22 protein-coding genes are annotated in these 26,705 nt (G+C 58.4%); 7 read left to right on the forward strand and 15 right to left on the reverse strand.

Translation table 11 applies throughout. The features are described 5' to 3' along the window. The first annotated feature begins 191 nt into the window (after window positions 1-191). Entirely contained in the window at window positions 192-1,520 is a 1,329-nt protein-coding gene (locus RLQ26_11060; protein MEQ9089262.1) for a DUF1329 domain-containing protein, read from the forward strand. Between the two features lie 88 nt (window positions 1,521-1,608). Here the strand turns inward: RLQ26_11060 and RLQ26_11065 are convergent, their stop codons facing one another. Genes RLQ26_11065 through RLQ26_11080 form a run of 4 tightly spaced genes read right to left on the reverse strand, consistent with a single transcriptional unit; the run spans window position 1,609 to window position 5,893 of the window. After that, a complete protein-coding gene (locus tag RLQ26_11065; protein MEQ9089263.1) occupies window positions 1,609-3,048 on the reverse strand; it encodes an amidase in 1,440 nt (479 codons plus the stop codon). 49 nt (window positions 3,049-3,097) lie between these two features. Beyond that, window positions 3,098-3,943, reverse strand: a complete 846-nt coding sequence (locus RLQ26_11070) for an arylamine N-acetyltransferase (protein ID MEQ9089264.1) — start codon at window positions 3,941-3,943, stop codon at window positions 3,098-3,100. A 37-nt stretch (window positions 3,944-3,980) separates the two neighbouring features. After that, the gene (locus tag RLQ26_11075; protein ID MEQ9089265.1) at window positions 3,981-4,577 is read right to left on the reverse strand and encodes an aromatic-ring-hydroxylating dioxygenase subunit beta; all 597 of its coding nucleotides are present in this window, start codon (window positions 4,575-4,577) and stop codon (window positions 3,981-3,983) included. Next, window positions 4,574-5,893 (reverse strand): Rieske 2Fe-2S domain-containing protein, encoded by a 1,320-nt coding sequence (locus RLQ26_11080; GenBank protein ID MEQ9089266.1) that lies wholly within the window; start codon window positions 5,891-5,893, stop codon window positions 4,574-4,576. The genes RLQ26_11075 and RLQ26_11080 overlap by 4 nt, the downstream gene beginning before the upstream one ends. A 213-nt stretch (window positions 5,894-6,106) precedes the next feature. Here RLQ26_11080 and RLQ26_11085 point away from each other — a divergent pair, with 213 nt between their 5' ends. The 3 genes from RLQ26_11085 to RLQ26_11095 all read left to right on the forward strand — a co-directional run bounded on the left by RLQ26_11085 (window position 6,107) and on the right by RLQ26_11095 (window position 8,718). Beyond that, the gene (locus RLQ26_11085) at window positions 6,107-7,027 is read left to right on the forward strand and encodes a LysR family transcriptional regulator (protein MEQ9089267.1); all 921 of its coding nucleotides are present in this window, start codon (window positions 6,107-6,109) and stop codon (window positions 7,025-7,027) included. A gap of 130 nt (window positions 7,028-7,157) precedes the next feature. Then, complete coding sequence (locus RLQ26_11090) at window positions 7,158-8,375, forward strand: SRPBCC family protein (GenBank protein ID MEQ9089268.1); 1,218 nt, start codon at window positions 7,158-7,160, stop codon at window positions 8,373-8,375. A 22-nt stretch (window positions 8,376-8,397) separates the two neighbouring features. After that, window positions 8,398-8,718: a hypothetical protein gene (locus RLQ26_11095; GenBank protein ID MEQ9089269.1), complete on the forward strand. Its 321-nt coding sequence runs from the start codon at window positions 8,398-8,400 to the stop codon at window positions 8,716-8,718. A gap of 16 nt (window positions 8,719-8,734) precedes the next feature. On the opposite strand, the gene RLQ26_11100 is transcribed toward RLQ26_11095, so the two are convergent. Next, the gene (locus RLQ26_11100) at window positions 8,735-9,907 is read right to left on the reverse strand and encodes an LLM class flavin-dependent oxidoreductase (GenBank protein ID MEQ9089270.1); all 1,173 of its coding nucleotides are present in this window, start codon (window positions 9,905-9,907) and stop codon (window positions 8,735-8,737) included. Window positions 9,908-10,055: 148 nt separating this feature from the next. Then, a complete protein-coding gene (locus RLQ26_11105; GenBank protein MEQ9089271.1) occupies window positions 10,056-12,782 on the reverse strand; it encodes a LuxR C-terminal-related transcriptional regulator in 2,727 nt (908 codons plus the stop codon). 253 nt (window positions 12,783-13,035) lie between these two features. Between RLQ26_11105 and RLQ26_11110 the strand changes: the two genes are divergently transcribed. Further along, entirely contained in the window at window positions 13,036-14,013 is a 978-nt protein-coding gene (locus RLQ26_11110; protein ID MEQ9089272.1) for a phytanoyl-CoA dioxygenase family protein, read from the forward strand. Window positions 14,014-14,083: 70 nt separating this feature from the next. Here the strand turns inward: RLQ26_11110 and RLQ26_11115 are convergent, their stop codons facing one another. The 3 genes from RLQ26_11115 to RLQ26_11125 form a co-directional block, all read right to left on the reverse strand. Then, window positions 14,084-14,755 carry an urea carboxylase-associated family protein gene (locus RLQ26_11115; GenBank protein ID MEQ9089273.1) on the reverse strand — a complete coding sequence of 224 codons (672 nt, stop codon included), beginning with the start codon at window positions 14,753-14,755 and terminating at the stop codon, window positions 14,084-14,086. 2 nt (window positions 14,756-14,757) lie between these two features. Beyond that, complete coding sequence (locus RLQ26_11120) at window positions 14,758-15,393, reverse strand: urea carboxylase-associated family protein (GenBank protein MEQ9089274.1); 636 nt, start codon at window positions 15,391-15,393, stop codon at window positions 14,758-14,760. 709 nt (window positions 15,394-16,102) lie between these two features. Continuing rightward, the gene (locus RLQ26_11125) at window positions 16,103-17,503 is read right to left on the reverse strand and encodes an amidohydrolase family protein (protein MEQ9089275.1); all 1,401 of its coding nucleotides are present in this window, start codon (window positions 17,501-17,503) and stop codon (window positions 16,103-16,105) included. A gap of 748 nt (window positions 17,504-18,251) precedes the next feature. On the opposite strand from RLQ26_11125, the gene RLQ26_11130 reads away from it, so the two are divergent. Both RLQ26_11130 and RLQ26_11135 read left to right on the forward strand, forming a co-directional pair. Continuing rightward, entirely contained in the window at window positions 18,252-19,625 is a 1,374-nt protein-coding gene (locus tag RLQ26_11130; protein MEQ9089276.1) for an SRPBCC family protein, read from the forward strand. Then, window positions 19,622-20,170 carry a 3-phenylpropionate/cinnamic acid dioxygenase subunit beta gene (locus tag RLQ26_11135; GenBank protein MEQ9089277.1) on the forward strand — a complete coding sequence of 183 codons (549 nt, stop codon included), beginning with the start codon at window positions 19,622-19,624 and terminating at the stop codon, window positions 20,168-20,170. The genes RLQ26_11130 and RLQ26_11135 overlap by 4 nt, the downstream gene beginning before the upstream one ends. Before the next feature lie 495 nt (window positions 20,171-20,665). Here RLQ26_11135 and RLQ26_11140 read toward each other — a convergent pair whose 3' ends face one another. The 6 genes from RLQ26_11140 to RLQ26_11165 all read right to left on the reverse strand — a co-directional run bounded on the left by RLQ26_11140 (window position 20,666) and on the right by RLQ26_11165 (window position 26,649). Next, window positions 20,666-21,862, reverse strand: a complete 1,197-nt coding sequence (locus RLQ26_11140) for an aromatic ring-hydroxylating dioxygenase subunit alpha (GenBank protein MEQ9089278.1) — start codon at window positions 21,860-21,862, stop codon at window positions 20,666-20,668. 268 nt (window positions 21,863-22,130) lie between these two features. Beyond that, window positions 22,131-22,901 carry an SDR family oxidoreductase gene (locus RLQ26_11145; protein ID MEQ9089279.1) on the reverse strand — a complete coding sequence of 257 codons (771 nt, stop codon included), beginning with the start codon at window positions 22,899-22,901 and terminating at the stop codon, window positions 22,131-22,133. A gap of 39 nt (window positions 22,902-22,940) precedes the next feature. Further along, window positions 22,941-23,984 carry a leucyl aminopeptidase gene (locus RLQ26_11150; GenBank protein ID MEQ9089280.1) on the reverse strand — a complete coding sequence of 348 codons (1,044 nt, stop codon included), beginning with the start codon at window positions 23,982-23,984 and terminating at the stop codon, window positions 22,941-22,943. Window positions 23,985-24,046: 62 nt separating this feature from the next. Continuing rightward, window positions 24,047-24,823 (reverse strand): alpha/beta fold hydrolase, encoded by a 777-nt coding sequence (locus tag RLQ26_11155; GenBank protein MEQ9089281.1) that lies wholly within the window; start codon window positions 24,821-24,823, stop codon window positions 24,047-24,049. Between the two features lie 299 nt (window positions 24,824-25,122). Further along, window positions 25,123-25,458 (reverse strand): hypothetical protein, encoded by a 336-nt coding sequence (locus RLQ26_11160; protein ID MEQ9089282.1) that lies wholly within the window; start codon window positions 25,456-25,458, stop codon window positions 25,123-25,125. Window positions 25,459-25,464: 6 nt separating this feature from the next. Then, window positions 25,465-26,649 carry an aromatic ring-hydroxylating dioxygenase subunit alpha gene (locus RLQ26_11165; GenBank protein MEQ9089283.1) on the reverse strand — a complete coding sequence of 395 codons (1,185 nt, stop codon included), beginning with the start codon at window positions 26,647-26,649 and terminating at the stop codon, window positions 25,465-25,467. Between the last annotated feature and the right edge of the window lie 56 nt (window positions 26,650-26,705).

Consider the following 26,705-nt stretch of genomic DNA (forward strand, 5'->3'; position numbering starts at 1 on the left):
TAGGGTGGCGCGCCCCTCACCTAAGTAGCTCAGGATATAACCTTAAAGACCGGGGAAGCGTTGAAAATCTGGGGAATCTGAGGGCCGGCGAAGGGATACACGGTCGAGCCGGGTGGAACGGCCGATGCGACCGCCCGGCGGACCGAGGCACTCGCGACACGATCCCGGTAATTTGCGAGAGGAGTTGGAATATGAAGAAATACGAGCTTGGCGTGAGAGAGTTTCTCACGAAAACCTGGCTGATCGCGGCCCTGTGCCTCCCAGCCGGTGTCGCGCAAGCCGAATCCAAGGCAGGGCAGGAGGTACCGCCCGGAACCATCATCGATGCGAGCACATACGATGACCTGAAAGACGCGCTGTTCGAGGGCAAGCGGATCGGCGACATGATCCTTTCCCAAAAGGAGTTCCAAATCCGGAACGAAGGGGCGCGGATGGAACTGGTCGCGACGCAGGCCAACGACAACGACTACCGCGTTATGCAGGCCACCGAGCGCTATAAGGGGACGGCCAAGGTCGACCCCAACACCTACGACATCATGGATTATCAGTCGGGAATCCCCTTCCCCGAGATCGCCGAGAATGATCCGGCGGGCGGCGCAAAGGCAATCTGGAACCTGGTTTACGGATCCCGGACCGGCGATTCATTTCATCAGGTCATCAATTTCGTCTTTGTCGACGCCGATATCGGGGTGGAACGCATCCAGAAATGGTGGATGCGTCGCTATCATATGCTGACACGCGTCGGCGCCAACGCCCCGATGGAAGGCGATGGCAGTATCTTCCACCGGACACTCCTGACAGCTCAGCACCCGCAGGACGTGAGGGGTATCGGGACCTTCACCATCCGCTACTCGGACGGCCGGCTCGATGATACCTGGGCCTATATCCGGACAGTCCGCCGGGTGCGTCGTCTGTCGGGCGGTGCCTGGGTGGATACGATCGGCGGAACCGACGAAATCCAGGACGACATCTTCCACTTCAATGCCTATCCCGGCTGGTACAAGAATCTCGAGATCAAGGGCAAGCGCTGGGTCCTGGCACCCGCCTACAGCCGGCATCCCGGCCACGAGGATGACGGGCTGGACGCCGGGGATTACCCGGGAATCGTCTCGGATCATGCACCCTATTGGGCCCGGCAGGACGTCTACCAGCCGCGCGAGGTCTGGATTGTCGAGTGCATCCCGCCCGAAATCCATCCCTACAGCAAGAAGATCCTCTACATCCAGACCGACAACTGGTACCCGCAAATCATGGATGCCTGGGACAAGAAGGGCGAATATTGGAAATGGTCCGATATCGGCTGGTTCCCGGCTCCCGTGCAGGACGGGTTCATCGATCCGGAGTCCGGCAAGGTGGATATCATGATGGCGCCGGGCTGGGCCAGCTTCATCGACTACCAGCGCCGCCACGCGACGCACACGGTGCTTGGCGGAAAGAACGGGACGGAAACCTACTCTTACGTCCCCGGCGCCCAGGCGTCTGACTATTCGCTGACCGCGCTGGAAGAAGGCGGCCGCTAAACCGACGACCGCCTGGCGGATGTGAAATCACGAGAAACGGGGCTCTCGGTCGAGAGCCCCGTTTTTTTCCGCCGCCTCTACTTGGCTCTTACGGTTGCGCCGGGTAGCGGTGCGCCCAGGGGCGCGCAGTCTCCAACTGGCCCGCCAGTTGAAGCAACGCACGCTCACTCCCGATATTCCCGCCCAGTTGAATGCCCACAGGCCGATCATCCTCCGTCCAGTAGAGCGGCAGCGACATCGCCGCCCCGCCCGTGGCGTTAAATGGCCCGCAAAACGGCGCCAGAGCGAAGAGGCCATCCTTGAGATAACTCAGCGCATCGAGTCCCGGGACGTTCTGATTGATCCGGCCAATCTCGGGCGCAGGTTCCGAGAGCGTCGGTGTCAGCAGAAAATCGTAATCGGCAAAAAATCGGCCGTAATCCCGCGAAATCGTATTGAGCGTCATTTCAGCCGCGACCGCCCGCGTCGCCGGAAGGCGCAGGCCCGTTTCGATGGCTGACAATGTGACGGGCTCCACCGTATCGGGGCCGATTTCACGGCCGGTCGCGCCGGCCACCGCTTTGGCCACGAAGGCCATGAATATCACCATTTCGACGAACCAGGCATCGACGAAGGCATCCGCATCGAGAGGCGGATGGGCCTCGTCAACGTGGTGGCCGAGGTCCTCCAGAAGTTGCGCCGCTTCCCGGACGGCCTGACGGCAGGCCGGGTCCACCTTGAACGCGCCGTTAAAGTCCTCACTGACGGCAATTCTCAATGCCTTTGGCTTCTCGCCGACTGCGGCCCGAAAACTCCCCTCCGGCGCCGGCAGCCAATAGGGCGCCCCGATATCGGGGCCCGACGTCGCATCCAGAAGCGCCGCACTGTCCCGCACTGTGCGTGAAACAACATGTTCCACCGGCAGCCCGGCCATGGAGGTTCCGAGACCCGGGCCGAGCGGCACGCGTCCCCGGCTGGGCTTGAGTCCGAACAGGCCGCAACAGGCGGCCGGGATGCGGATGGATCCGCCCCCGTCATTGGCGTGCGCCACCGGCACGATACCCGCCGCCACGGCGGCCGCAGATCCGCCACTGGACCCGCCAGGGCTTCGATCGAGCGCCCAGGGATTGCGCGTGGGTTCGCCATATGCAACCGCCTCGCAATGCCCGCCGAAGCCGAATTCGGGGGTGCTTGTCTTGGCGAAGGTCACGAGGCCGGCCCGGCGATAGCGGGCCATAAGCTCGCTGTCCCGGTCCGGCGCGAAGCTCGCCATGAGACGCGACCCGGCCTTGGTTGGCTCGTCCTTGAGGCTGATGACGAAATCCTTGACGAGGAAGGGAACGCCCGTGAAAGGCCCCTCGAGCAGGCCTGCGTCGATCGCAGCCGCAGCGCTGTCCGCCATATCGTGCACAAGGGCATGGATACTGGGTTCAACCTCTGCCGCCCGCGCGCGCGCGGCCGCAAGAAGCTCGGCCGGCCGGACCGATTTTTGCCGCACCAAATCGGCCAGAGCCAACGCATCAAGTTTGACGTATTCCCCGGTTTTCATGCTGTCATCCTCCCCGATGCCGGCCTGCGCCTTGCGTGGCCAGTCCCGCTCAACTGCCCGCCTGGTCCTCAGGCAGCCTTTCGATAATCTCATCCGACAGCCGGAAGATATCACGCAATAATGCGTCGCGGTCCTTCCCGGCGGTTCTCGTTCTTGCGGTATCGTCCGGGGAGACGACCGTGTACTCACCCTGAAAAATCGAGTGAATTTCATCCCCGCGGTTGGTCACGATGTAAAGACTTTGGTTAAACGCACTGTTCGTCCCGCCGGTCAAGGCGTAGCGCTCTCGAAAAACCTCGGCCGTCGTGGGATCAAACTCCGGCATTGAGCCGAACCGGAATACGGTGTCGCGTTTTGCCGGAAAACGCCAATCGACGATGAAGCGGCCGTCTTCATATTCGGCCTCAAGGCGCAGGGATGGTACTTTTTCAACCACGGTTCGATTTTCCGGATCCAGCGGTAGCGGCACTTCGGACAGCATGAAGGGATCCACCAGATACGGCTGCCCCTCGAGGCGAACCACCACAGTCCCGTGGCTTGGTGCCGGAATTTGCGGGAAGTCCAGCATCGCGCCTGCCATCCGATACGATTCAAAACCCAGCGCAGCAAGAAGAACCTGGAACGCCTCGCTCACCGGCCAACAGGTGCCGCCCGTCCCATGGGCAAGAAAATTCTCGAAAAAGGATTGGCTGGTGCCAAGCGGCAAGGGCCCGTGTTCTCCTTCCGAAATATGGATGCGCTTCTGCACCGAATCGAAGGGAACGTGCTGACACCACGCTGTATAGACTTTTTCCAGGTTTTCCAGATCGGGCTCGGTATGCGACCCGAGTTCAAGGCGATCCGCGACTCGCCGGATCAGTTCTTCGGAAACAGCCGGAGAAGACGTCTCGGACATGGCAATGGTTCTGGTCGGACTTGGGAAGGGGAGCGCCCTAGAAGATGAAGCTCACGTTGGGCAGGATTTCATCGGCATTCAAGAGGATAATGCGCTTCTGGCAGATTACGAAGGATCCCGCCGCCGGGCGCAGCACATGCTCGTAAATGCCATGATGACGCGTGATCTCGCTGTTTCGCAATTCCGCGACCTGAAATGATGCTCGCGAAATGAAATCCCCCGTCTCGGGGCCGTAATGCCAGACCTCCACCGACGACAGGCTGCGCTGCGTCCGCGAGGGGGGCTCCTGGGAATAAGCATATCCGGTGCGAAGGCGCGCGATCCGGTCAAGCAGTCGGCGCCGGTCATCAAGCGTTACCGAGACTGTTTTGCCGGCGGCGTCCGGCGGATAGCTCGATGGCACCCAGTAAAGGCACCGGTCATCCATTAATTCCAGCCACTCCTCGAAACGTTGCTCGTCAAGAAGTCGGCCCTCGAAGGCGAGGAAGTTGGCAATTTCCTCGCGCATCTCCTGTGCATCGGGGCGACCCCGGCCACGCGTGTGGTGCTCGTCCAGCTCCTGATAGAAGCGGTCGTTGATATAGACCGAAGGGGGCGCTTCTTCGAGGATGCCCGTCAATGCCCGTCGCGTCATGCCGCCTCTCCCACTCCCGGCAGAGGCCTGTTCATCAGCCTCTTCCACTCCCGATAATAGCCCCGCATGCCCGTATCACTGGTGACCTTGCCCCAGATAAGCCCCGCGTCGGGCTCCGGGCGGTCCGTCTCCAGCCCGCGGCTCATATCGACCCATTCAGCCTCGGGAATGGAAAGCCCCACCTGAATCTGCTCCCAGTTCTCGATGTCGTCCGACTCGCCGAGATTGGGGAAGTCTTCGGCAATGCGGACACGGATGGCGTTGATTTCCTGCGGCACGCCCTCGAGAGTGGTGGCGTGCCAGATCATCGCGAAACTGTGGGGTGACAACGGTTCGATCACGACAAGCTGATTACCGATCGTCATCAGATTGGGAAAGATATTCAGGTTCATCCCCGGTCCGGGGGCCTCCTCCAGCAGGCGGCGGGCCTCTTCGGCGCCATATTCCTCGATGAGCTGGGCCTCGTAGGCATCGCCACCGGGCGTCGGGCGGGCGCGCTTCCACAGGCTGCCCATGCCGGGAAACTGGTCCAGGAAAGTATGTCCGTTGCCAAGCGAGACCTGATACATGTCCGTGTCGTCCGGCTCGCCATTGAAGTGCGACAGCGACTTGCCCTGGCCGTAGCGCCGCTCCGACATCATCAGAACGGATCGGTGCGAGGTTTCCGGATGATAACCATCGGTGGAATTGTCCCAGACGGTTTTCCAGTTGGCCTTGACGAGCATCCGGTGTTGACCGTTGCGCAATTTGAGCCTGCCGTCGCGGGATCTGTCTATGAACCGGTCGAGATAGGGACGCGCATTGCCCAGATATGTCTCCAGCGGCGGTACATCGGAAGAGAGGGAGGCGAAGATCAGCCCCCTGTAAGAATCGACGACAGCAGCCTTCCTGAGATTGTAATCGGAAAGTTTGAATGACGAGCCGTACCCCGAAACCATCGGTACGCCCTTCAACTCCCCTTTCAGATCGAACGTCCAGCCATGATAGGGGCAGAGAAAGTTTTTCGCCGATCCGTAAGGAGCACGGCACAAGCGCGTGCCCCGGTGGCTGCACCGGTTGAACAGAACCGCGAAGGACCCGTCCGGCACATGGGTCAGGATGACAGGGCGCGTCCCCATGGTAGTCGTCTTGTAATCGCCAGGCTCCGGGATTTCGCTTTCGTGGCCCACATAAACCCAGTTCGCACCAAAGATTTTCAGGTTCTCCTCGCGGAAGACCTCGGGGTCGACATAGAGGCGGCGATGGACCTTGGAGTCCCGGACATAGTCGTCCCATCGTCCAGTGTTTGATATCGCCCCCGGATAAGGCTGGGCCATGTGATTGTCTGAAGTGGTCATCGGTTCATATCAAGCTGGCTCACGCCTGGCGCCAGTCCCTAAAACATACCGCCCGGCGATGGCACGCTGCGCGTATCCTTGGCCGGGCAAATGAGCGCGGCCGTTTCCGGCTGGCTTCGGTCGGTACCCTAGCGGGTTTTACCTATGCATTAATCCTTCAATTGTGCAGGACTGGTATGTAAGATTGCATGGATGGATCGTTGGGACGACATTCGATTTTTTATCGAAGTGGTGCGAAGTGGCAATCTCACCGCCGCCGCCCGCCAACTCGGCGTCGATCAATCCACTGTCAGTCGACGGATCGCGAGTCTCGAGAAATCTCTCAAGGCCCAGCTTTTTGAACGGGGCGCCCGGGGGCTGGAGCTGACCCATGCCGGCCGCGACCTTCTCGATCTCGGCATGCAGATGGAGGAGCGCGCCCACAGCATCCAGCGCCGCGCGCTGGGTCAGGATTCTCAGCTTGCCGGCCATGTGCGTCTGACCATGGTCCTGACCCTGGCCAGCCACTTCCTCATCCCGCACATTGCGCGCTTCCATCGGGCCTATCCGGGAATCACCCTGGATATTCTGGCCGACAACCGGACCCTCGACCTGGCCCGTCTCGAGGCGGAAATGGCGGTGCGCCTGGCCCGGCCGACAAAGGGGGCGGATCTCATCACGCGCAAGCTGGGGACCATGGCTTTTGGTGTCTACGGCGCCGCCGACTGGGACCGCCTCACGAGGACAGACTCTCTCGAGGCCCTCGAGGAGGTTCCGATCCTCGCCTATGACGAATCGACCTTCGACTTGCCCGAGCTGCTCTGGCTCGAGGAAGCCCTTCGCTCGCCCAAAGTCGAGTTTCGCAGCAACAGCCTTCTGACGCTGGCTGCAGCCACCCGCGAGAAGCTGGGGGTGGCCGTCCTGCCCTGCTTCCTGGGCGACGGGACGGCCGGTCTACGGCGCCTGCCCCTGCCGGCATCCATACCCGAGCGCGAGATCTGGCTTGTTCGTCACCCCGATTTCCGGGCCGTCGCCAGAATTCAGGCCGTCTCCGAGTTCCTGATCCGAACCTTCCACAACGAGCAGGACAGCCTGCTCGGCCGGGGCCCCGGCCGGACAGACGAAATGGCCTGATCGGCGCGGGATCGCTTGCACTGCATAGCCACTATGTAGAAATGCATTTGATAGGGCTGGCTGATTCGGAGGGAAGGACTTAGCGTTTGACTCTACCAGCCTGACTGCTGGCAGATTTCGGGAGGGAACCATGACCACAACCGCCGAGCGCTTTCCAGGCGAGACGCAATACCGGCCCAACCATCATCTGAGCAAACATCCCGAAATCGGGACGGGTCCGGTTCCCATCGCCCCGCTGACGTCGCCCGAATATTTCGAGAGGGAGCGCGAGCGTCTGTTCCGCCGGACATGGCTTAATGTCGGCCGGGCCGAGCAGATCCCCAACGCGGGCGATTTCTTCACCATCGATCTTGCCGTCGCGCGGACGTCACTGCTCATCGTGCGCGCCAAGGATGGTTCACTTAAGGCTTTTCATAACGTCTGCCAGCACCGGGGCAACCGACTGGTCTGGGATAAAGCCGGCCATTGCAAGGGCGCGTTGAGCTGTGGCTACCACGGCTGGACCTACGATACCTCGGGCAAGCTGCTTTACGTGCCGGACGAGGAAAATTTCTGGGAACTCGACAAGGCCAAGCACAGCCTGGCCCAGGTCGCCGTGGATACGTGGAAAGGTTTCGTTTTTGTCAACCTTTCACCCGAGTCGGCGCCGCCCCTCCTCGACTATCTCGGTCCCGTTGCGGAAGAACTGAAGAATTACCCCTTTGAACAGTTTACCTATGGTGTCCGGTATCTCGTCGAGGTGGCCGCCAACTGGAAAATCTGCGCCACCTCGCAGGAAGAGGGCTACCACCTGCCCTATGTACACAAACAATCCCATGGCCGGGCGATCCCCCATGATCCGGACGGCAACTTTCGCAGCATCGAAATCGAGCTTCTGGGCGATCACTCCAGAATTACGACGGGCCCGCATCCCGACTTCAGGCCGAGCCGCATGGAAGCCGTCACGATGCGCTACCTGTCCGGATTCGTGGATGCCTTTTCGCAGGATTCTTCCGGCAATGACGAACATGCCCATACCTTCGATTACTATAGTATTTTCCCCAATTTCCACATGCTCGTGCTCAACGGAAATTATCTCCGCTACAATTTCTGGCCCATCAGTGAGGACAGAACCCTGTGGGAAATAACCGCCTTTTACCCGGAACCCCAGAATGCCGGCGAGCTGCTTGCCATCGAGTATGGCAAATGCGCGGGCCGCGACATCGTGCAGGAAGATGTGCCAATGCATGAGGCCATCCAATCAAGCCTCCGGGCGGGCGCGATAACGTCATTCAATTTCCACGATGAGGAAACCGCGGCTCGGCAGACGATGCATGTCGTCGATCGCTACGTAAATGAACCCCAATAACAGAGATCAGGGAACCAGGCGCATGTTTCCTCCGCAATTTTCCGACCTAGAGAAGTACGCCGATTGGGCGCTCCCGACCGAAGTCGACCGCCATCAGAAGCGCATGGCTTCCCCCTATGAGGAGGTTGAAGCGTTTTATGTGACCGTCCTGGAGAAGATCGATCCGGTGATGGACCACCTCAACAGCTTCAAGCTGAACGAGATGCCGCCGGAAGAAGAGGCGTTGAAAAATCTCGTGCTTTCTCTGGCGGAAGTCTCGCCAGCCGTCGAATTCTATCAGAGCACCCAAGTGCGCGGCGGGCTCGATTCCTTCAGAATGAAACCGACGCCCTTCAACACCTGACGGCGCGCCTTCCCGGTCAGGGGAGCGCACCCTTGGGAAACAGCCCTGATCGCACGACGTTCAGCGGGTTCTTGACCTCGGGGATGACCTCCTCGCCGATCATCTTGATTGCCCGCATATGGTCGTCGTGTTCCATCGCGCCGTCGATCCGGAGAATGACTTCGTCGTAGCCGATATCGTGAAGCCGCCGGATCTGTTTGACGAAATGGTCCGGCGTTCCGACCATCAGGCCCGGCGAGTTCTCCAGAAAGAAATCAATGTCGTTCTGGTATTTTTCCAGCTCCGCGAATTCGCGCATGTAATCGTAGTCGGATGACCGGTTTGCAAGCGATGGGAATACCTTAACGATCATCTGAATGAACTCGAGGGCGATCGGCGCGCCTTTCTCCCGTGCCTCGTTCTCGGTTTCGGCGCAGAAAGCCGGAATGACGAGAAACGAGAGGTTGTCGTTGCGCAAGGGGCTGACCTGGTCCGGTGCCTCGGCAATCGCCTCCTTGTAGAGTCTGGCGTGCTTCTCCGCCCGGTCCCAGCCCATATATTTGTCCCAGGACAACAGGCCGAGGCCAAGCTCTCCGGTTCGCTTGTGCATCGTTTCGCTTGTCGCGGAAAGAAAAATTGGGGGATGCGGGGTCTGGAGCGGACGCGGAGTGAGATGCACCGGGGTCTCAATCGTCCAGTTCTTTCCCTTGTGAGTAAATGATTCACCACTGAAAGCCTTCATGATGACTTCGAGTGATTCCATCATCTGTTCGCGCGTGTCCCCCGGATCGACTTCGAAGGCGTCCAGTTGGATTTCCTGATTCGAGCGGCCCAGCCCCAAATCCACCCGGCCGTTCGAGACAAGATCGAGAGTGGCCGTCTGTTCGGCGATCCTGAGAGGATGGTTGAAGGACAGGGCCAGCCGGACCATGTGACGCAAGCGAATGCGCGATGTGTGCTGGGCGACGGCGGCGAAAAAGACTTCCGGCGAGCTTATGCCGATATCGACCAGATGATGATGCTCGGAACTCCCCCAGAAATCGAATCCCATCTCCTCCGCCAGCACAGCCTCGTCGATCATTTCGCGATAGCGCTGGTAGAATGAGACACCATGCGGGACACAGGCTTCATCGATCAGGCCAAAACGCATGGGCGGGCGCCAGGCGTCTGCATCCCTGGACTTCGCGGCCAGGTCTCCGAGATCTTCCATCTCCGCCCTCCCTTGACGGTGCACCCGCCATACCCTCTTTCGGGCCGGGTGCTTTCGATCGCTATCCGTCTACGCTAGCGGTGAATACGGGGGGCTACACCCCCCGTCACGGGTGGTGTTCGCTGGAATCCCGAGGGAGAGCGGGCCCCTAACGGATGAGACCGTGCTGACGGGCTCTCATCACCGCTTCGGACCGCGATTGGACGTGAAGCTTCGCAAACACCTTCTTGAGGTACCATTTGACCGTATTCTCCGTGAGCCCCAGGCTGCCGGAGATCATCCGGTTCGAAAGGCCGCTGCCCACGAGTTGAAGAATTTCGAATTCCCGGTTCTTGAGCGTCTCAAGCGAAGGCGTGCTCCCGTCTTCCTCGATTGCGGCCACGGTCAGGGCCGGCGGATTGCTCTTGGACTCACGATCGAGCCCGGCCAGAAGGCGACGAGCATAGGCTTGCATCGCCTCGTTATCGGCGGCAAGTCCTTCGGCATAGTCGACCAGAAGTGCGCGAATGCCCTGCCCCTCATCAAGAAACGTCCGAACGAGCCCGGCAAAGAGTCCGTGCTTGAGAGCGGCGCGGAACGCGCGGCGCGCGGCTGTGGTTTCGCCCCGGGACAGTTCCGCGCGTGCCTCCAACAGACGCAACGGGACAAGTAGGCGAAAGGCCCCCCGGCTCTCGATGAGCCGTGTCCATTTCTGGAGTGCGCGCAAGGCCACATCCGGCCGCCCATCGGCGATCATCAACCGAGTCCAGGCCATCATTCGGATCTGGTCGGCGATTGAGGCGGGTGCGCCCGGATGAAAGGCTTCCGGCCGCCCGGTCAGCCCGGTCCGGTCAGCCAAATGGCGCGCCCGGGCGAATTCCCGACATTCGAGCAATTGCCTCAATCTTTCTTCAAGCAGCGCCTCGGAGAGGCGACGAAACCCTTTTGACTGGGCGATAGCCTCGCCCTTGGTCAAGACGCTTAGCCCGGCCTTCAGGCCCTTGTCTCTGAAACTGATCGCGGCCGCGCATCGATAACCGGCGACGAGCTGGTCGACAAAGCCGAGCTCCCCGACAACGGGCAGATAGAGGTCCAATAGCCGGCGCGCCTCCGTCAGATCGTCTCTCTCGTAGGAGATATCCGCCAGGAGCGGTCCGATGACCGCGGCGACGGGCGAATCGGCCGGGCGTTGACGAAGCAGCAGGGCGAGCCCCTCTTCATAGAGCGCGGCCGCCTCGTCCAAATCACCCTGAACAGCCTTGCTTGCACCATAGATGGCGGCAAGAAATCCGTGGCCGATTTCCCGCCGGGCCGAGGCGTCGAAACATTCCTGAGCAATCAGGGCGCGCGTGTCTATCTGCGAGAACTCGTACTGCTCCCTCTCCGCCTGGATAAGCGCCGCCTGGGCCGTACCCTTCAGATAGGGATCACGCGGCTCACGGGCGAGATAGGCTTGCCCGAGCCGCCACATCGTATCGACGTCGTCCGAAAATACCGCCAGCATCAACCGGGTATGAAGCGCCCGGTCGGCAAGGGCGACCGCCGCGTCATCCTTCCTGCCGGTCCGGGACGCGGCCAGACGGTTTTCCGTCTCCGAAAGGATCCGGCGGGCCGGATCGAACTGCCACCGCAACATCAGCGCCCAGGCCTGAACCAGCCGTGCCTTCGGATAAGCGCGCAAGTCCTCGTCAGGGATGCGGGCGAAATAGGTGTCGATATTCTCCATCCCCCGGCCGGTGATGATGACATCCGCCCACTGATCGAGGAGGCGGGCCCCCAGCACCGTATCTCCGGCGGCGAAAGCATGGTCGAGGGCGGCAGCGAAGATCCCGGCATCGGAAAACCAGAGTGCGGCCCGCCGGTGGGCGGCAAGGGAATCAAAGCCTTTGTCCTGTGCCGCCTTACCCCCAAGAAATTCCCGAAACAGGACATGGTAGCGGTACCACTGGCCCTCCTCGTCGAGCCCGTGGACAAACAGGTTCGCCGCCAGAAGCTCGTCCAGACATTTCTGGCTGTCCGTATTTCCGGTCACCGCCTCGCACAAGGCGGGGCAGAATCTGTCGAGGATCGAGGTTTCGATCAGGAACTTTTGCTGCGACGCAGGCAATTTACGGAATACTGCCTCCGCCAGAAAATTGGTGATCGCTTCCGTCCGTCCGGAAAGGGAGTGGATGAAGGCCTGCCTTTGGTCGGCCTTTTTTTCCCGCAGGGATAACAGCACAAGCCGCAACGCGGCGCCCCAGCCCTCGGTCAGCCGGCTGAGAGCTTCGATATCGGGACCCGCCAGATCGTCCAGATTGTTCGCCCGAAAAAAGGCCGCGATCTCTTCCGGCAGAAAGTTCAGGTCTTCCCGGGTGATTTCCCACAGCCGGCCCCGCCCCTTCAGTTCAGCGAATGGCAGACCGGGGTTGCGCCGTCCCGACAGGATCAGCCTGAGATTGCGGGGTTGATAGGTCGCGAGACCGGAAAGAAGCCCAAGGACCGGCTCCGCTGAAAGATTCTCGACGTCGTCCAGAAAGAGCCAGATCTCCCGTTCGAGGCTATCGATCACATTGACAAAATGCGTGGCAATAGCGTTCACGGAGCTCGCCGAGGCTCGGCCCAGGAGATTGGCCGGCGGGGCCGCGGCCGTCTCATCGTATTGGCGAAGCGCTTCGGTCAGACAGGTGACGATACCCTCGAGATTGTTGTCGGCCGGGTCCAGCGTGACCCAGGAAACCGACTCGCCATGTGCCCGCAACTCTTCCGCCCATTGCGCCATGAGGCAGGTCTTGCCATAGCCGGCGGGTGCGGACAGAAAGGTCAGCGGAAACGCCCGCGCCCGGGCAACCTTGGCCAAAAGCCGATCCCGACTGATCAGGCTGGCGGTGGCGGGTACGGCCAGCCGGGAGCGCATCAAACCCTCCCGCCTGCGAGTCGCGGCGACCGCCTTGCGTTTTCCCATGTCTCACGCCCCCGAGACCTTGCCAGCCCGGCCGGGCGCGTCCGCGCGCCCTGGGGAAACTCTACCCCCTCCTGCCGGGCACCGGGCCAAGGAATGTTGCAATTTCGCCTTGCCCGCCATGCAAATCCACAAGGCCTGCCCACCGGGCCCTGTTGTTAGGATTGGCGGATAAAATCGCGATAATCGTCTCGGGAGGAACTTTGCGATGGCCCTTCTCCGCCCTGTCACGGATGACGAGATTGCCACCTATCAGCGCGACGGTGTCGTCCATCTCCGCAAAATCATCGACCAGCACTGGGTGGGCGAGCTGCGCGCGGCAATCACCGACATCATGGAAAATCCGATTTCGACGGCGGCGAGCCTGACCAACCTGGGCCTGATGTCCAACGATCCTGATCAGGTCAAAGGCTTTGTCGCAGGTTCTGACTGGACGTCGGACAATGACTATGCCGCACTGACGGCACGGACCAACCCGGCCCTTTCCGGCCAGGTGCTGATCGATGAGGCGGTCTCGGACACTGCGGCGGAACGGGGCCAGTTCTTCCACGCCGGGAACGCCTGGATGCACAACCAGACAGTGCGGGACCTTTGCCTGCACTCTCCCATGCCCGAGGTTGCCGCAACATTGATGCAGTCGAGCCATGCCTACCTTTACGGCGATCAGGTTCTGGTAAAAGGTCCGCTCACTCGCGAGAAAACGGCCTGGCACCAGGATTACGGTTACGGTCACTACGAGGGCCTGCAGATCTGCGCCGTGCGCATGCCGTGCGATTCCGAGACGCGCGATACCGGGACGGTCGGCTATGTCCGTGGCTCGCACCGGCCGTCTGTGGTCTACAAGGTGAATTATTTCGTTAGCAACGCCGCCAGCCCTGACGATGACGGCGTTCTCGTACCGGAGATCGACGGCCACGAGGACGAATTCGACATCGTGTATTTCACACCGGAGCCTGGCGACCTCGTTATTCACGACATCGCCACCCTGCACGGCGGTGGCGGTAACCGGTCCGAGACACAGACCCGAAGGGCGATCACGGTGCGCTATGCGGGCGACGATGCTGTCTACAAGAAACGGAAGATGGCGCCACCGCAGGCGCTCGAGCCGACGCTCGAGCCGGGACAGCCCATCGGGGACGACCCCGTTTCCTTCCCGAGGGCCTGGCCGCCGAAAGCACGCGCCTGACCGGACGGGCAGCCCCGAGCCGGCACTTCGCAGGACGCCCCGCGATGGCAGACTATGGCGAGTGCGGTATTCAGACGGGCGCGCCGCCGGACCGATCGAAGGTCTGGAAGCGCAGGGGTCCGGGCTCATCTCCGTTTATCGCGCCGAGAAACGGATTGACGCAGCCAATCCAAAGGACCGTATCCATCGCCTCCAGCGTGAGGCGGGCACCCGGAGGCGCTGGAGAGCGGCGAATCTCGAAAACGCCGTCCGCATCATAGCCGACATGCATGAAGGCATTGAAGCAGTTGGCCGAATCGAGACAGAGCGGCGACATGCCGAAACGCCCCATTTCGCGTTCGATGCGCTCGCGGTTCCCCTCCCCGTCCAACGGCATCTTCAGCCCCGGCACGCGATCCACGACCGAAGCGATGTCGCCGCGGAACAGACCGCCGCCTGTGTAATGTTCGCCGCAATCATCCTCGACGATCGTCCACATGGGCTGGCAGAGCCGCGACAGGATCCGCATGCCGCTGGCCAGCCGCCAGTGGTGAGCAAACATCTGGGTATAGGGGCCGTCCATGCCGACGGTCGGGTCGTCGAGGGAAAAGAAACACAAATCCCCCACCTGGTGCCCGTTCGGGGTGGTTACCCGAAGGAGCTGGCCCGTCCGGCAGATGCCGCTGACGATTTCGCCCGGCTCGGCCGTAACATCCAGCAGGCAAGCTCCTGTGGTAATTTCCGTATCCCCGGCACTCGACATCGTCAGGTCACGTCATAGGTTTCGAATTTGAGCGGGCTCGGCGCCGTACCATTGACGGGGCCAAGAAACTGGCAGCACGAACAGACCCACAGGATGTCCATTTCCGCCCGGAGATCGACATAGTCGCCGGGCTTGGATTTCCCGACCCGGATTTCGTAAATCCCGTCGGGATCGTTGCCGATGGTCATGAAAAAATTGAAGCAGGACAGGGAATCGAGGGCCCGGGGGGATATCCCGTTCGCTTCAAGGCCAAGCTCAATTGTCTCGCGGCAGCCCCGGCGGCCGGGCGAGCCCGTCACGCCATGAATATCGGACCCGACCGCGTCGTTCATCGCGTTCGAGCAAAAGCCGCCGCCCGAATAATGCGCCGCCGTGGGGCAGGTATCGGCCATCATCGTCCACATGAGGTTGCCCCGATCGGTATAGAATTCCGAGCCGGTCGTGAACTGGAACGAGCTGTTGATCGCCTGTGACAGCGGGCCGTTATACTGCTCGACTGGATTATGGAGATTGAAAGAGGAAAAATCCGCGCATTGCTGGCCATCGAGATCGATGATGCGCAGCGTCTGCCCCTTTCTCAGCTTGCCGCTTGGATAGTCGCCCGGATTACCGACGATGGTGTCAATCAAGGGACCCATGGAGCCTGCCCCATATCTATGCTTGAACGTTTGTCCGGCCTCCGACGCCGGCCGGGGCAGAGCCCCGGAGCGTCGCGTCAAACGTAAAAAGCTTCCGGCCTGACCGTCACCCCTCATTCCGGGTGGTGACCCTATCGATGCCGCCGGCTAGGTATCTGACAAGGGAATCGTTGAGGCTCCCGGCCGTCCCGCGACCTCGTTTTTGTGGAACCTCCTCGCACCACAATTCCGCCGAAACTGGAGCCGCAGGCGGCGCGGACAACCGTTCCCGGTTTTCGCTCCACTCCCCTGCGTCGATGCCCGACGTTCTTCGTTTTTCCGTTTAAATCTGAGTGAATGACCGGGCGTCGACGCAGGCCTTTTTAAGATCCGCATTCCCGGCTTGCGCCGACTGCGCCAAGGCTTCCTCGAGAACGGTGCCGACTCGCCGGACACCGGTAAAATCGCTTTCTCAAAGCAGCACCAATCCGAACCCGATGCATTGACGCGAGTCAACATCAGCCGAACCGTATTGCGCCAGACGGAGATGGTTGCCCGCGCGACGGGATCGCCCGGGTCGGACTCGTCAGCCCCTGACAAGCCGAAAAGGACCGACATGGAGAATGGCTTCCGGGTTACGCTGGGCGCCAGCCTGCCTTCGTGCGATCGTCCCGGGGATCGGCGGATATGGGCTTAGGCTCCAGGGGAAGACAACCGGTTCTCCAGGCGATCACCGGACAGGCCAAGGCATTACCAGGGGCAGGCCGGTCCGCGCAGCCAGGGCCTCGCCCGCAGCCTGGACCTCCACCAGAAGACTTTCCTCGTCGATCGTCGTGCACCGGTAATTGTCGACGACGCGCCGCCCGTCCACCCAGACGCTGTGCACGCCCCGGCCATCGGCCGACCAGATAAGCTGATTGATGACATTGAATAATGGCCGCCATTCGATCCGGTCGGTGTCATGAAGCACGAAATCCGCTTTTTTCCCGACCTCGAGTGACCCGATCCGGTCCGCCAGCCCAAGGCCGCGCGCGCCGTTCAGCGTTCCCATGGTGAGCACCTCATGTGCCGGGAAGAGGCTTGCGTCATGGCGCCCGTCACGGAAAACGGCGCCGATCGAAAACAGCGCCCGCATGAAATCGGCAGAGTTCCCGTTATTGGTGCCATCCGTGCCAACCATGATGTTGATCCCGCGCGCCGCCATTTCGGGATGCTTGCCCAGGCGAGAGGCACCATAAGCCCCCTTTGTCGAGGCGGTTGGACAGAACGTCACGGTCGTCCCACTTTCCGCCAGGAGCGCAACCTCGTGATCATCGGTATGGACCACATGAGTCAGTGCGAGGTTGTCCCCCAGGACACCGAGCTCCGCGAGATGTTCGATAGGACGCCGCCCGGTGGTCTCCAGATACCACGCCGGGTCGGCCTCGGCCGGGCTCATATGCGCCGAGACGCCGACGCCTTTCGCATCGGCGAGACTTTTGGCGGCCCGCCAGAGCTCATCCGTGATCCAGGTGTGGCCGACCAGTTCAGGCCAGGCCGCCAGTCGGGGATCTCCTTCGGCCGGGTATCTGGCCAATTCATCCTCAAGCCCGCGAATCGCGTTATCTGTCAGTGCGCTCTGGTCCGCGTCCGGGTCGGTTGTCCGATCCATGGTCCAGCGCCCAAGACGACCGCGAATGCCGGTCTCCCTCAGGCCGTCCATGACCGCATCCAGATTGCCGACTGTGCCCGCCTCGAGAAAACAGGTTGTGCCGGAACGGAGCATTTCGAGAGCGGCGAATTTGGCTGCGATCCGTTCCTCTTCCGGCGTTTGCGAGGAATAAATCGGCACCAGCCAGCCCTCGACCATCTCGCGCCAATCCAGATTGTCGGGGACATAGCCGCGCAGGATCTGTTCGCCGGTTATATGAATATGCCCGTTGACAAATCCCGGCGTGACGACAAACCGCCCTGCCTCGATCTTCTCGTCCGCGACAAACCTTGTCTCGATATCGCGGCGTTTGCCCACGCCCGCGATACTGTCGCCCCGGATTGCCAACCCGCCATCGGTCAGAATCCGCCTTTCGCCATCCATCGTGACAAGCGTCGCCCCGACGATCAGCAGATCGACTTTTTCCGGCGCCTCGACCATGGCACACCCCCCTCGTCCCTCGTCGCTTGTCCCTCGTCCCCACCCGACCTGTTTTGCTGCCGGGCCCGCGCCGACCGACTGACTGTCCCGCCGGCTCAGCGCAGTATAGGACGGATTCCTGGCTTTTTCCCGGTCTTTTCCAATCCGACCGATGCCTTCCCGAAGAAAATTGCTTCAATGGCTCTATCGATAAGCCCGACAGGACCGACCAATCGCTGCTCCGATCAAGCCTTGAAACAATTATCGCGGTGCCACTTAAGGAAATGCGGATGGGGCCAGTCCCTGGAATGAACCGGCAGATTGGTGAAACCTCCATGGCCCAAAGGCTGATGCCCCAGTCGCGAAGCCGTTCTTTGGCACGACGTCTAGAATGGTTACGCCCTTCTGAAACGGGCATACGGCAACTGGCCGCGGGGTCTGCGAAGACAACTCTGCCCGAACATTTCAGGACTCATCTATATCGCCCCAACCTAGCTGCCTTACAACAAGTGAAACTCCACCTCGCTCAACATCCCAAATTCTATCCCGAAGAATACCTCTGTTCGCCCAGTCAGCGCCCCAAGCAAGTCTCGAACCGCTGGGCTACCGGCTTTTAACACTTAATCCCATTTCAGCCGAACGGCGCAGATCTCGGGTGGTGTCGTCAGCGCATCGCTTGACCTCACTAGCCTCTGAGATATAATGCTTCGGTATCGAAGTTTCGAATTAGAGGCTGATCCAGAGAAGGAAAATGCCCGCCCGGACGTCCTTGGAGAAGAAGACTATGCATTCTTGCGGTCACGGAAATAGCCCCAGACATCTCGGATCATCAGTTGATGTAGAGAACGGAATAGTCCGTCGAGAAATCTTCACTGACAGACGTATCTACGATGAAGAACAGGAAAAGATTTTTTCACGCTCCTGGTTATTTGTCGGTCACGAAAACCAGATAGCCAGTCCGGGGGACTATATTCTTGGACGCATGGGCGAAGAATCAGTCATCGTCACCCGAGATGAAAAGGGCAAAATTCACGTTCTCCTGAATAACTGCCGCCATCGGGGTATGCGCGTCTGCCGCTACGACCGAGGGAACACCAGCTTCTTCTCATGTCCCTATCACGGCTGGACCTTCTCGAACGAGGGAAAGTTAGTAAAAGTTCCCAAGCTTGATTCAGCCTACCACAAAAAGCTGGACCCATCGAAATGGGGCCTCGTTGAGGCCAGAGCGCATGTCCATCGGGGAACTATCTGGGCGACCTGGAATCAGGACGGGCCCTCTTTCGAAGAGTATATGGGTAGCTCGCTATTCTTCTTCGACGCCTTTATTGGAATGTACGACGGAGGTGAAGGAGAGTGGGAGGCCTTTGGCGGCATTATAAAATGGAAGATTCCATGCAACTGGAAGTTTGGCGCTGAAAATTTCTCCGGGGATTACTACCACAATTTTAGTCATTCCTCGGCCGACAGGGTTTCCTTCTCCCCAAGCGGGCAGAAGGGTCGGCATACCTACGACCCGGTTACCAGAGCCGAGGCTCCATACCGGCTTAATATCGCGGTGGACAAGACCGGCCACACAGCCTTAGGCCAGCTTTTCAAAGGCGACCACGACTACGTTCCGATCTATCAGGAGATGCCAATTGTTGAGGAATACTTTCGACAGGCATTCTATAAGAGACGCGAAAAATTGAAGGAGAAAGCCAGATGGTTCCCCCATCATGGCACGATCTTCCCGAACCTGTCTTATTCACGGGTCACAATGAGCATAGCGTCCTGGCATCCGTCCGGACCTAACGAGACCGAAGTGTGGAGAATTTTCCTCGTCCCGAAGGACGCTCCGACGGAAGTCAAGGACGTCATGCGTCATTACGCCATACGTTACCAGGGCCCTGCTGGTCAGACAGAGCAGGACGATATGGAAAACTGGCTCTACGCCCACGAAGGATCACGGGGGTCAGTTGCAAGCCGTTATCCATTCAATTACGAAATGGGGATTGGGTACGAGAAAAGAAACTGGCCCGTCCCCTGGTTCGGACCCAACGTTCAAGTCACGGAAGGCATTACCGAACAAAATCAGAGATCATATTTCGAACATTGGGCGAAAGTTATGGACGACGGGCCGGGACAAGGAGACGACGAGAAATGAATGCGCCGACGTCGAAAATAAATGAGGACAAGATTCGCCTCCTGCTGCTTCGTAGCGAGGTCGAACAGTTCTTTCTGCTGGAGGCGGAACTTCTGGACGCACGCAGGTTTACAGAATGGCTTGATCTGCTCCACGAGGATCTCCATTACTGGATGCCCATCGCTCGGAATTTTCCCGCGGGTCATTATGACGAGGAATACACGAGTCCAGGGCGTGACCTGAACTGGTTCGACGAGGGGAAATTCGCGCTCGAACAACGGGTTGAGCAGTTGCTGGGAGGCGACCACTGGGCTGAAGAGCCGCTCTCGCGGACGTCCCACTTTGTAACCAACATCAGAGTTAAGGATGAAACAGACGAGCGCATAGAGTCGGAGAGTCGCTTCCTGGTGTACAGAAATCGAACTGAGACCGAGACGGACATTTTTGCAGGAAAGCGAAAGGACGTTTTGTTGCGTGGAAAAGACGGCGAGCTTCTTTTAAAGGATCGCTCGATCTTTCTTGACCAATCCGTCCTTACAGCGAAAAGCCTGACAATCTTTTTCTAGACGAAACATTCGGTCTCCCAATCCCAAAATCAACGATGGCGCCAGGATCACCATTTACCGCCAAGCAACCTGTTTTGCATTTTTTCACACCCCTTTGTTTCTTGCCGGCGAAGGCGGGCTCGCTAAACCATCTTTGAGGGCCGATGCGGTCTCGAGACCGACCTTTTTTCCGTTCGGAATACCTGACTTCCCTGCTCCCGGTAACCGCCTGCAGACCTGACGTTGGGCGCTCACCCTTGACCGAGCAACCCCCTCCAAACAGCGCGTAAAAAGGCACCATTGAGCGGACATCTGCCACTTGTTCGCAGACGCGCGGCCGGGAACGGGCTGGACCCTACGCCGTGCCATGCGGGGCGGAGCCGTATCTGCGGGGGATCCGGCCCGGCCGAGCCGCATCCCGTGGCCGAGGGGACCTGCCCCCCCCGTCTATTGATGGCAATCGGCCTTAGGCGGTGTCCCGGAGCGCAAAAGACCCCTCAGACTTAGGATAGGTGGCTAAAGCGTTTCGCCATCCCCTTGCAGTATGTCCAGGTATCTGTTGAGCCTGTGGTGGATGGCTTTTTCCAGCACTGTAAATGGCCCAGGCGCGAATCGTGACGATTTGAAGTTTTTCTGCATCGAAACCAGCATATCCGCATCTTCGCCCGTCGCCTGCTTGATATAGTCATGGAGAATGCGGACCTTCTGCGGGAAGGCGCGGGCCTTCAAAGAAGACTGGGGCAACAATGTGAAGACCTTTAAAAGCGTACGTTCAGGCCCCAACGGGTAGCAGATCACCGGTTGAACGTGGTCCTGCCGCGCGAAAACCATCATGTGGGGCCGCACAAACATTGTAAATGCGAAGAGTTCGCCACTGGGATGATCATCTAGCCACGGGATTGGATCGAAGAACATCTCTCCGTCCGGTGCGTTCGTTCCCGCTTCGTATTTCCCATACCATCCGTATTTCGTTAGCCCGAACTCAAAATCATCGGTGCCGAATTCCCGTCCGAATGTCTGTTTATGCAGCACCTCGACGTGATATACGTCGATGAAATTTTCCGGGATCAGTTTCCAATTACAGTCCAGTTCAAACGAATACGTATCGACAAGGCGAAGCTCATCCATACGCAAAAAATCCATTTCGCTTCTGACGGTATCGGCGTCAAGATAATCAGTCAAAGCAGGCGGGCTATCGTCAAAATTTATGAAAATAAATCCGCCCCACGTATCAAGCTTTACTTCTGGAAGTCGACAATTTGAAAGATCGAATCCTTCGATCGGCCCGGTACGTGTTGCCTTAATCAACTCACCTTTCAGGCCGTAGAGCCAGGCATGATACGGACAGCTAAAATCCTTCGTGTTTCCCTCTCCATAGGCGACTTCAGTCCCCCGGTGGGCACAAATATTCGAGAAAGCATTTAGAGTGCCGTCCTCCGCCCGGGTAATGACGACCGGCTCGCCGGCCACGTTCATCGCGCGGTAGTCACCCGGATTCGGGAACTCTTCCTCACGACCCACCACGATCCAGTCCTTACGCCATATTTTTTCGAGCTCAAGCTCATAAATTTCTGCGGACGTGTAGTACTTCGAGGGCAGGTGTCGAGAGCGGAGAAGGTCCGCGCGGGTAGCCTCCAACTCGCTATCGATGACAAGGTCACCCCGATCTTTTGATCGAGCTTTTTTCCCCGCCGTCTTTTCAATAACGCTCATCATTTCCTCCTCTTGAGCTGCTTAGTTCTCGAATTCGGTAGGACCAGTAAGAACCCACGGCCTCTCGCTCTTTTATTTAGATACCGAAGTATACCTCGCTATTAGGTAGTGGATCAATGTTCTTGCGAGATGAACCTCATTGCTCACGATGCACCTCTTTGTTTAGGTGCTGCCTCTCTGGGCTCGGTCGTGTTGGATGGGCACCAACCCCCGTCCTTAGATGGTCAGGAGCCGAATTTTCCCAATCGCCTGAAGGGTCTGCAGTTCCTCACCAGGCCATCGTCCCGCCATCTATGGCGAAATCCGCGCCCGTTACCCACTCAGCCTCGGGAGAAGCGAGATAGACCGCCGCGTAAGCTACGTCGTCGGGCTTTCCAAGCCGCTTTATCATGAGTTTCTTGAGCATGGCTGTGTACCACGACTCGTCCTTCATCAACTCGAAAGTCTGGTTCGTCTCTATCGTCCCGGGAGAGATGGAATTGGCCCTGATATTGGAGGCGCCACCTTCCATTGCCAGTTGTTTGGTCATCGCAATAACACCGCCCTTAGCTGCCATGTGAGCTATAGCGGGCAAGGCCTCGTAAGCCTGTTTCCCCGAGACGGATCCGATATTAATAATGGACGCGCTCCCGCTTTCTTTTAGAAGGTGCCAGGCTGCACGGGTCATGTTGAAAACCGAATCGAGCTCATCCGAAATGGTCCGATCCCAATCCTCATCAGTGACTGTCTCCATCGAGTTGAAATAGGCCATTCCCGCATTGTTCACGAGAACATCGAGTCGCCCGAATTCCGAAGAAATGAAATTGACCAATTCCGCCACTCGGACTCGGTCCGCGAGGTCGCAGGGATGAAACGATCGAAAATCATGATCTATTCCTTTTTCGCCAGCGATCTTCTGGGTTTCTTTCGAACGTTGAACGTCCAGATCGCACGCAACGACTTTAGCCCCCTGTTCAAGAAATCTCAAAACGATGGCCCGACCGATTGAGCCGCCTCCGCCCGTTACCAAAGCCACCTTATCCCGTAGTCGTTTACTCACGCTCTATCTCCCAGAAAGATCAGGTAACAGTGTCTAAGGTTATGTGGCTGACCGAGAGGCCCTTAGTTCAGGGATGGTAAACTCACCGTCCCGGAGGATCAGATCGCCGTCAAGCCAAAGGCTGCAATTCTTCATCGGCAGATCTAGATGGCAAGCCGTATCGTTATCACCACCAAATTCAGTATTCGGGCCGGTCGAGAAGAGCACGTTTCCATAATAGGCCCGGCCATCCATGCCAACTCCCGGAAAATCGACCCGCCATTCGCATTTTTCGTTTAAGCCCCAACCAATATGTGACACGGCGAAGGCACGCGGATCGTCGTAGTTTTCCATATACGATTGGAGTTTTTGCGCGCTTTCGCCACCATCAATGCTTTGAATCATACCGTCCATAACGGTGAATTCTATGGGGTCCTTCACGAACTCCTTGAACGGATAAAGAATGTCGCCGGGTGCCATGACTACCTTCCCGCGAATGTCGCCCACCGCATAGGTCGAAAGAAATCCGCCTGGCCAGTGATCCCAACGACCGGGTGTATCGGCGAATCCGTACTCAGGAAGCAACCGTGCCTTGCCAAGTTCGTATAAAACATCGGTCCCGGCGGCATTTGTAAATCGTAACTGACTGGCATTCTTGAGGAGCTCTTCGGACAGCTGCACTCTTCGATGTTGATCCTCCGTGGGCATAAGGCGTTCAAGGATTTCGAGCGGCTCAACAACCAGGAGCACGCGCGCACCTCCCGACTCAATTTCAATCTGTTCCTTGGAGAACAGAAGAAATATGAGATCTATGACGAGATCCGTAGTCTTAAGCCTTTCTATCGCCTGTCTATTTCCCACTAAAGCGTTATCGGCGAGGTTCGCGAGCCGTTCATTGGCCGATTTATCGTTGTGGGAAGGCAGATTAACGTCGATCGGATCTGCACCGAGTTCTTTGGCAGCCTGAATGAAGCCAAGAGCGTAATCCCTAGCGCTATTCCCTTCCGAAAGAATGCCCACCGTTTGGCCCGGACCGACCTTGCAAAGGACAAGCTCCTTCTTAAAAAGTTCCACCATTTTTCGATCTGGTTCGGCTGTGCGCATCATCGTCTCCAGTCGTACTCGTTGCTATTAGCGAAACGTCGCGAACGCTGGGCCTGACCGGATCAGGTCAGAAAACTCAGGATCGACTTTTGAAAGGCGGCCGGCTGTTCCACGTAACTTACATGCCCGGCATCGGAAATAACTGCGAGTTCAGTATTAGGAATTTCCTCGGCGAGCCGGAGGCCACTTTCAACAGGAATTACCTGATCCGACTCTCCCACTAAGACGAGAGTCGGCACCCGAATCTTGGAAAGTTGATCCGCCATATCAAAACCACAGAGCACATTCTTCAGCACCGTCCCGTAAATTTCCGGATCGTTTCGCGCCAATATCTCGGAAATCCATTCTCGCGCGAATTCCCCGGCTTTCGGTCCAACAGCCTGATTAACCACCATCTGTGCATAATCATCCATCGACATGGATTCAATTGCCGTTAGTCGGGCTTGAATAACGTGATCCGGCATAGTCATTTGACCGGCGGTATGGCAGAGCAAGAGCGAGCGGAAATCCTCCGGGCCCGTCGCGTAGAGATATTGCGCGATAAACCCGCCCAACGATGTCCCTAGAAAGTGAACCGGCCCCAGGTCGAGTGTTCTAATTACATTGCGGATATCCTCCGCCATTATCGGAAGGCTGTAGTTATGGTCTCCACGTGGACGGTCAGACCGGCCAAAACCTCTCAAGTCGACTGCGATCACATGGAAATATTTTGAGAGGTTCTCGACTTGCAGCAGCCAAAGGTCGCTTCCGGCCCCGATCCCATGGACCAGGACGAGGGGCTCACCGCTTCCCCACTGGCGGACGTTCAGGACGATATTGCCAAACACCTGGCGTGACATGCAGCGGTCCCGGCGAGGATTTTTCCTTAGATATCGAACTCTATGGCGCTGGAGCGATCTGTCAAGACTATCGGCTCAAAGTGGCTCGCCACTTACTTGTGTCGGCGCCTAATTTGCCCTGTCGCATGGCCAGTGGGGGAGCTCTGTCGGCAAGACCGGAAGGCCCGCGGAATTCCGGGCCTGGTTTTAGGAGTGGGGAGCCGGGCCTGGAGGACCTGCCGTGTCTGCCCAGCGGCGCGCGGCGCGGCACCGGTCCTCGGGCGAGTGCAAGCCGGGAGGATGCCTTAGTCCTCCGAATTTCAACTTCTCGTTTGGTGAATCACTTGTCTTTCAGGATCCATAGAATATGGCAGGTTCGGATTTCCGAACAGTTCAACAGCAGGCGCCACTTCCATAAACATTAATGCCAGATCTAACAGCACCATTTCCCTGGGGGGCAAATTCTCCAAGGGAAACCTATCCAGATAGGCCGCGATTTCTTCTATTTTTTCTATCATTGCCTTATAGAATTCTTCGAGTTCCTCAGCGCTACTGGCAAGTCGTTTCGCGCGGCGCGCTTGCTCGCCTCTCACGCTCCACTCGCGTACGAGGAACTCCAACGCGCTGAAATCCGCAGGCAATTTCTCCACTGTCATTGTCATTTATTTTTTCGCAATCCAGTCAGTCGCCACTTTGTGGAGATGCCGACAAAGGATCTCTTGATCCCCAAAATGAATATGATTCATTGTGCCGCTACTCAGACCCTTTTGGCATTCCTCTATCGACAGCCCATCTTCACAGTCCGCTTCCCGCATGACAACCAACGCGAATTCGCGGCCGATGACATCGCTGGGCTTTTTCGGGCGCTCGTAAAATCGATTGATTTCCAGAAGAGTCCTCTTTGCGCTGATTGGCCAATAATTGTAAGAAAAAACCCAGCCGTCCCCTATGGTCATAATGTGATTGGGGAAGATAGTCGCGAAGTCGAACGCAAACCCCTTTAGGTTGTCGACATTAAGTCCCCTCAATGCTTGGTCACGCATGCCGCGGGAAAGAGCCGCACCTTCCTCCGACGCCGTACTTCCAAGCCGTTGGGCTATCCTTTCGGCTGGCGTTGGCTTGTAGTTGGCATCTCCAGCATTACTTCCGATTTGATGCGGGCCATAGAATCTGACCTTCTCAATGGCTGAAAACCCGCCAGGGATGGTACGCGAATGTAGTCCGGGAAGATGGTAAATTTCTTGCGTATTGTGCATCGCAAGCTTCCAATTCGCGTCCAGAACCTGGGTGTATTTTCCGACCAGCACCAAGTCCTCGAACGGGTATGGATCCAAATGTGCCTTCATACCGCCAAGAAAATCAGGCAGGGACTCCATCGGCTCCTTCAAAAGATTGATAAAGATTTTTCCTGCCCATGTGTCCACATGCACAGGAGCAAGACCGTTCTCACTCTTGCAGAGCGAGGGGAATGCCTCCTCCTGCGTGACAGACAGAAGATTCCCCTCGATATCGTATGTCCACCCGTGAAATGGGCAGGTGATATATTTCCTTGATCCTGTTCCCGATAACAAACGGCTGGCCCTGTGTTTACAAACGTTATGGAATGCCCGGACCTCTCCGTTCTTCGCTCGAATAACGATTATTGACGCGTTTAACACATCGAGATTCTTGACCAGGAAATCTCCAGGATCCGGGATTTCCTCTACCCTACCAACCATAAGCCAGCTGCGACGAAAAATCCGTTCCCGCTCCATATCGTAGATGTCATCTGAGAGGTACGGCTCCACCGGCATTGGATCGAGGTCGAAATCCGGAAATTCTCTGGTAAGTTTAGGCTGTAATTCCATGTCGGCCGGTTTCCATGGTCTGGGAAAATTGCGGACTCTCTGAGGGAATGGGCACT

The organism is Alphaproteobacteria bacterium, assembly GCA_040220875.1.
GTDB lineage: Bacteria > Pseudomonadota > Alphaproteobacteria > JAVJVX01 > JAVJVX01 > JAVJVX01.

What these genes read in the sequence shown, in the direction of transcription:
- RLQ26_11060 (MEQ9089262.1), top strand. Translation starts at nt 192, where the DNA reads ATGAAGAAATACGAGCTTGGCGTGAGAGAGTTTCTCACGAAAACCTGG.
- RLQ26_11065 (MEQ9089263.1), bottom strand. Translation starts at nt 3,048, where the DNA reads ATGAAAACCGGGGAATACGTCAAACTTGATGCGTTGGCTCTGGCCGAT.
- RLQ26_11070 (MEQ9089264.1), bottom strand. Translation starts at nt 3,943, where the DNA reads ATGTCCGAGACGTCTTCTCCGGCTGTTTCCGAAGAACTGATCCGGCGA.
- RLQ26_11075 (MEQ9089265.1), bottom strand. Translation starts at nt 4,577, where the DNA reads ATGACGCGACGGGCATTGACGGGCATCCTCGAAGAAGCGCCCCCTTCG.
- RLQ26_11080 (MEQ9089266.1), bottom strand. Translation starts at nt 5,893, where the DNA reads ATGGCCCAGCCTTATCCGGGGGCGATATCAAACACTGGACGATGGGAC.
- RLQ26_11085 (MEQ9089267.1), top strand. Translation starts at nt 6,107, where the DNA reads ATGGATCGTTGGGACGACATTCGATTTTTTATCGAAGTGGTGCGAAGT.
- RLQ26_11090 (MEQ9089268.1), top strand. Translation starts at nt 7,158, where the DNA reads ATGACCACAACCGCCGAGCGCTTTCCAGGCGAGACGCAATACCGGCCC.
- RLQ26_11095 (MEQ9089269.1), top strand. Translation starts at nt 8,398, where the DNA reads ATGTTTCCTCCGCAATTTTCCGACCTAGAGAAGTACGCCGATTGGGCG.
- RLQ26_11100 (MEQ9089270.1), bottom strand. Translation starts at nt 9,907, where the DNA reads ATGGAAGATCTCGGAGACCTGGCCGCGAAGTCCAGGGATGCAGACGCC.
- RLQ26_11105 (MEQ9089271.1), bottom strand. Translation starts at nt 12,782, where the DNA reads ATGCGCTCCCGGCTGGCCGTACCCGCCACCGCCAGCCTGATCAGTCGG.
- RLQ26_11110 (MEQ9089272.1), top strand. Translation starts at nt 13,036, where the DNA reads ATGGCCCTTCTCCGCCCTGTCACGGATGACGAGATTGCCACCTATCAG.
- RLQ26_11115 (MEQ9089273.1), bottom strand. Translation starts at nt 14,755, where the DNA reads ATGTCGAGTGCCGGGGATACGGAAATTACCACAGGAGCTTGCCTGCTG.
- RLQ26_11120 (MEQ9089274.1), bottom strand. Translation starts at nt 15,393, where the DNA reads ATGGGTCCCTTGATTGACACCATCGTCGGTAATCCGGGCGACTATCCA.
- RLQ26_11125 (MEQ9089275.1), bottom strand. Translation starts at nt 17,503, where the DNA reads ATGGTCGAGGCGCCGGAAAAAGTCGATCTGCTGATCGTCGGGGCGACG.
- RLQ26_11135 (MEQ9089277.1), top strand. Translation starts at nt 19,622, where the DNA reads ATGAATGCGCCGACGTCGAAAATAAATGAGGACAAGATTCGCCTCCTG.
- RLQ26_11140 (MEQ9089278.1), bottom strand. Translation starts at nt 21,862, where the DNA reads ATGAGCGTTATTGAAAAGACGGCGGGGAAAAAAGCTCGATCAAAAGAT.
- RLQ26_11150 (MEQ9089280.1), bottom strand. Translation starts at nt 23,984, where the DNA reads ATGCGCACAGCCGAACCAGATCGAAAAATGGTGGAACTTTTTAAGAAG.
- RLQ26_11155 (MEQ9089281.1), bottom strand. Translation starts at nt 24,823, where the DNA reads ATGTCACGCCAGGTGTTTGGCAATATCGTCCTGAACGTCCGCCAGTGG.
- RLQ26_11160 (MEQ9089282.1), bottom strand. Translation starts at nt 25,458, where the DNA reads ATGACAGTGGAGAAATTGCCTGCGGATTTCAGCGCGTTGGAGTTCCTC.
- RLQ26_11165 (MEQ9089283.1), bottom strand. Translation starts at nt 26,649, where the DNA reads ATGGAATTACAGCCTAAACTTACCAGAGAATTTCCGGATTTCGACCTC.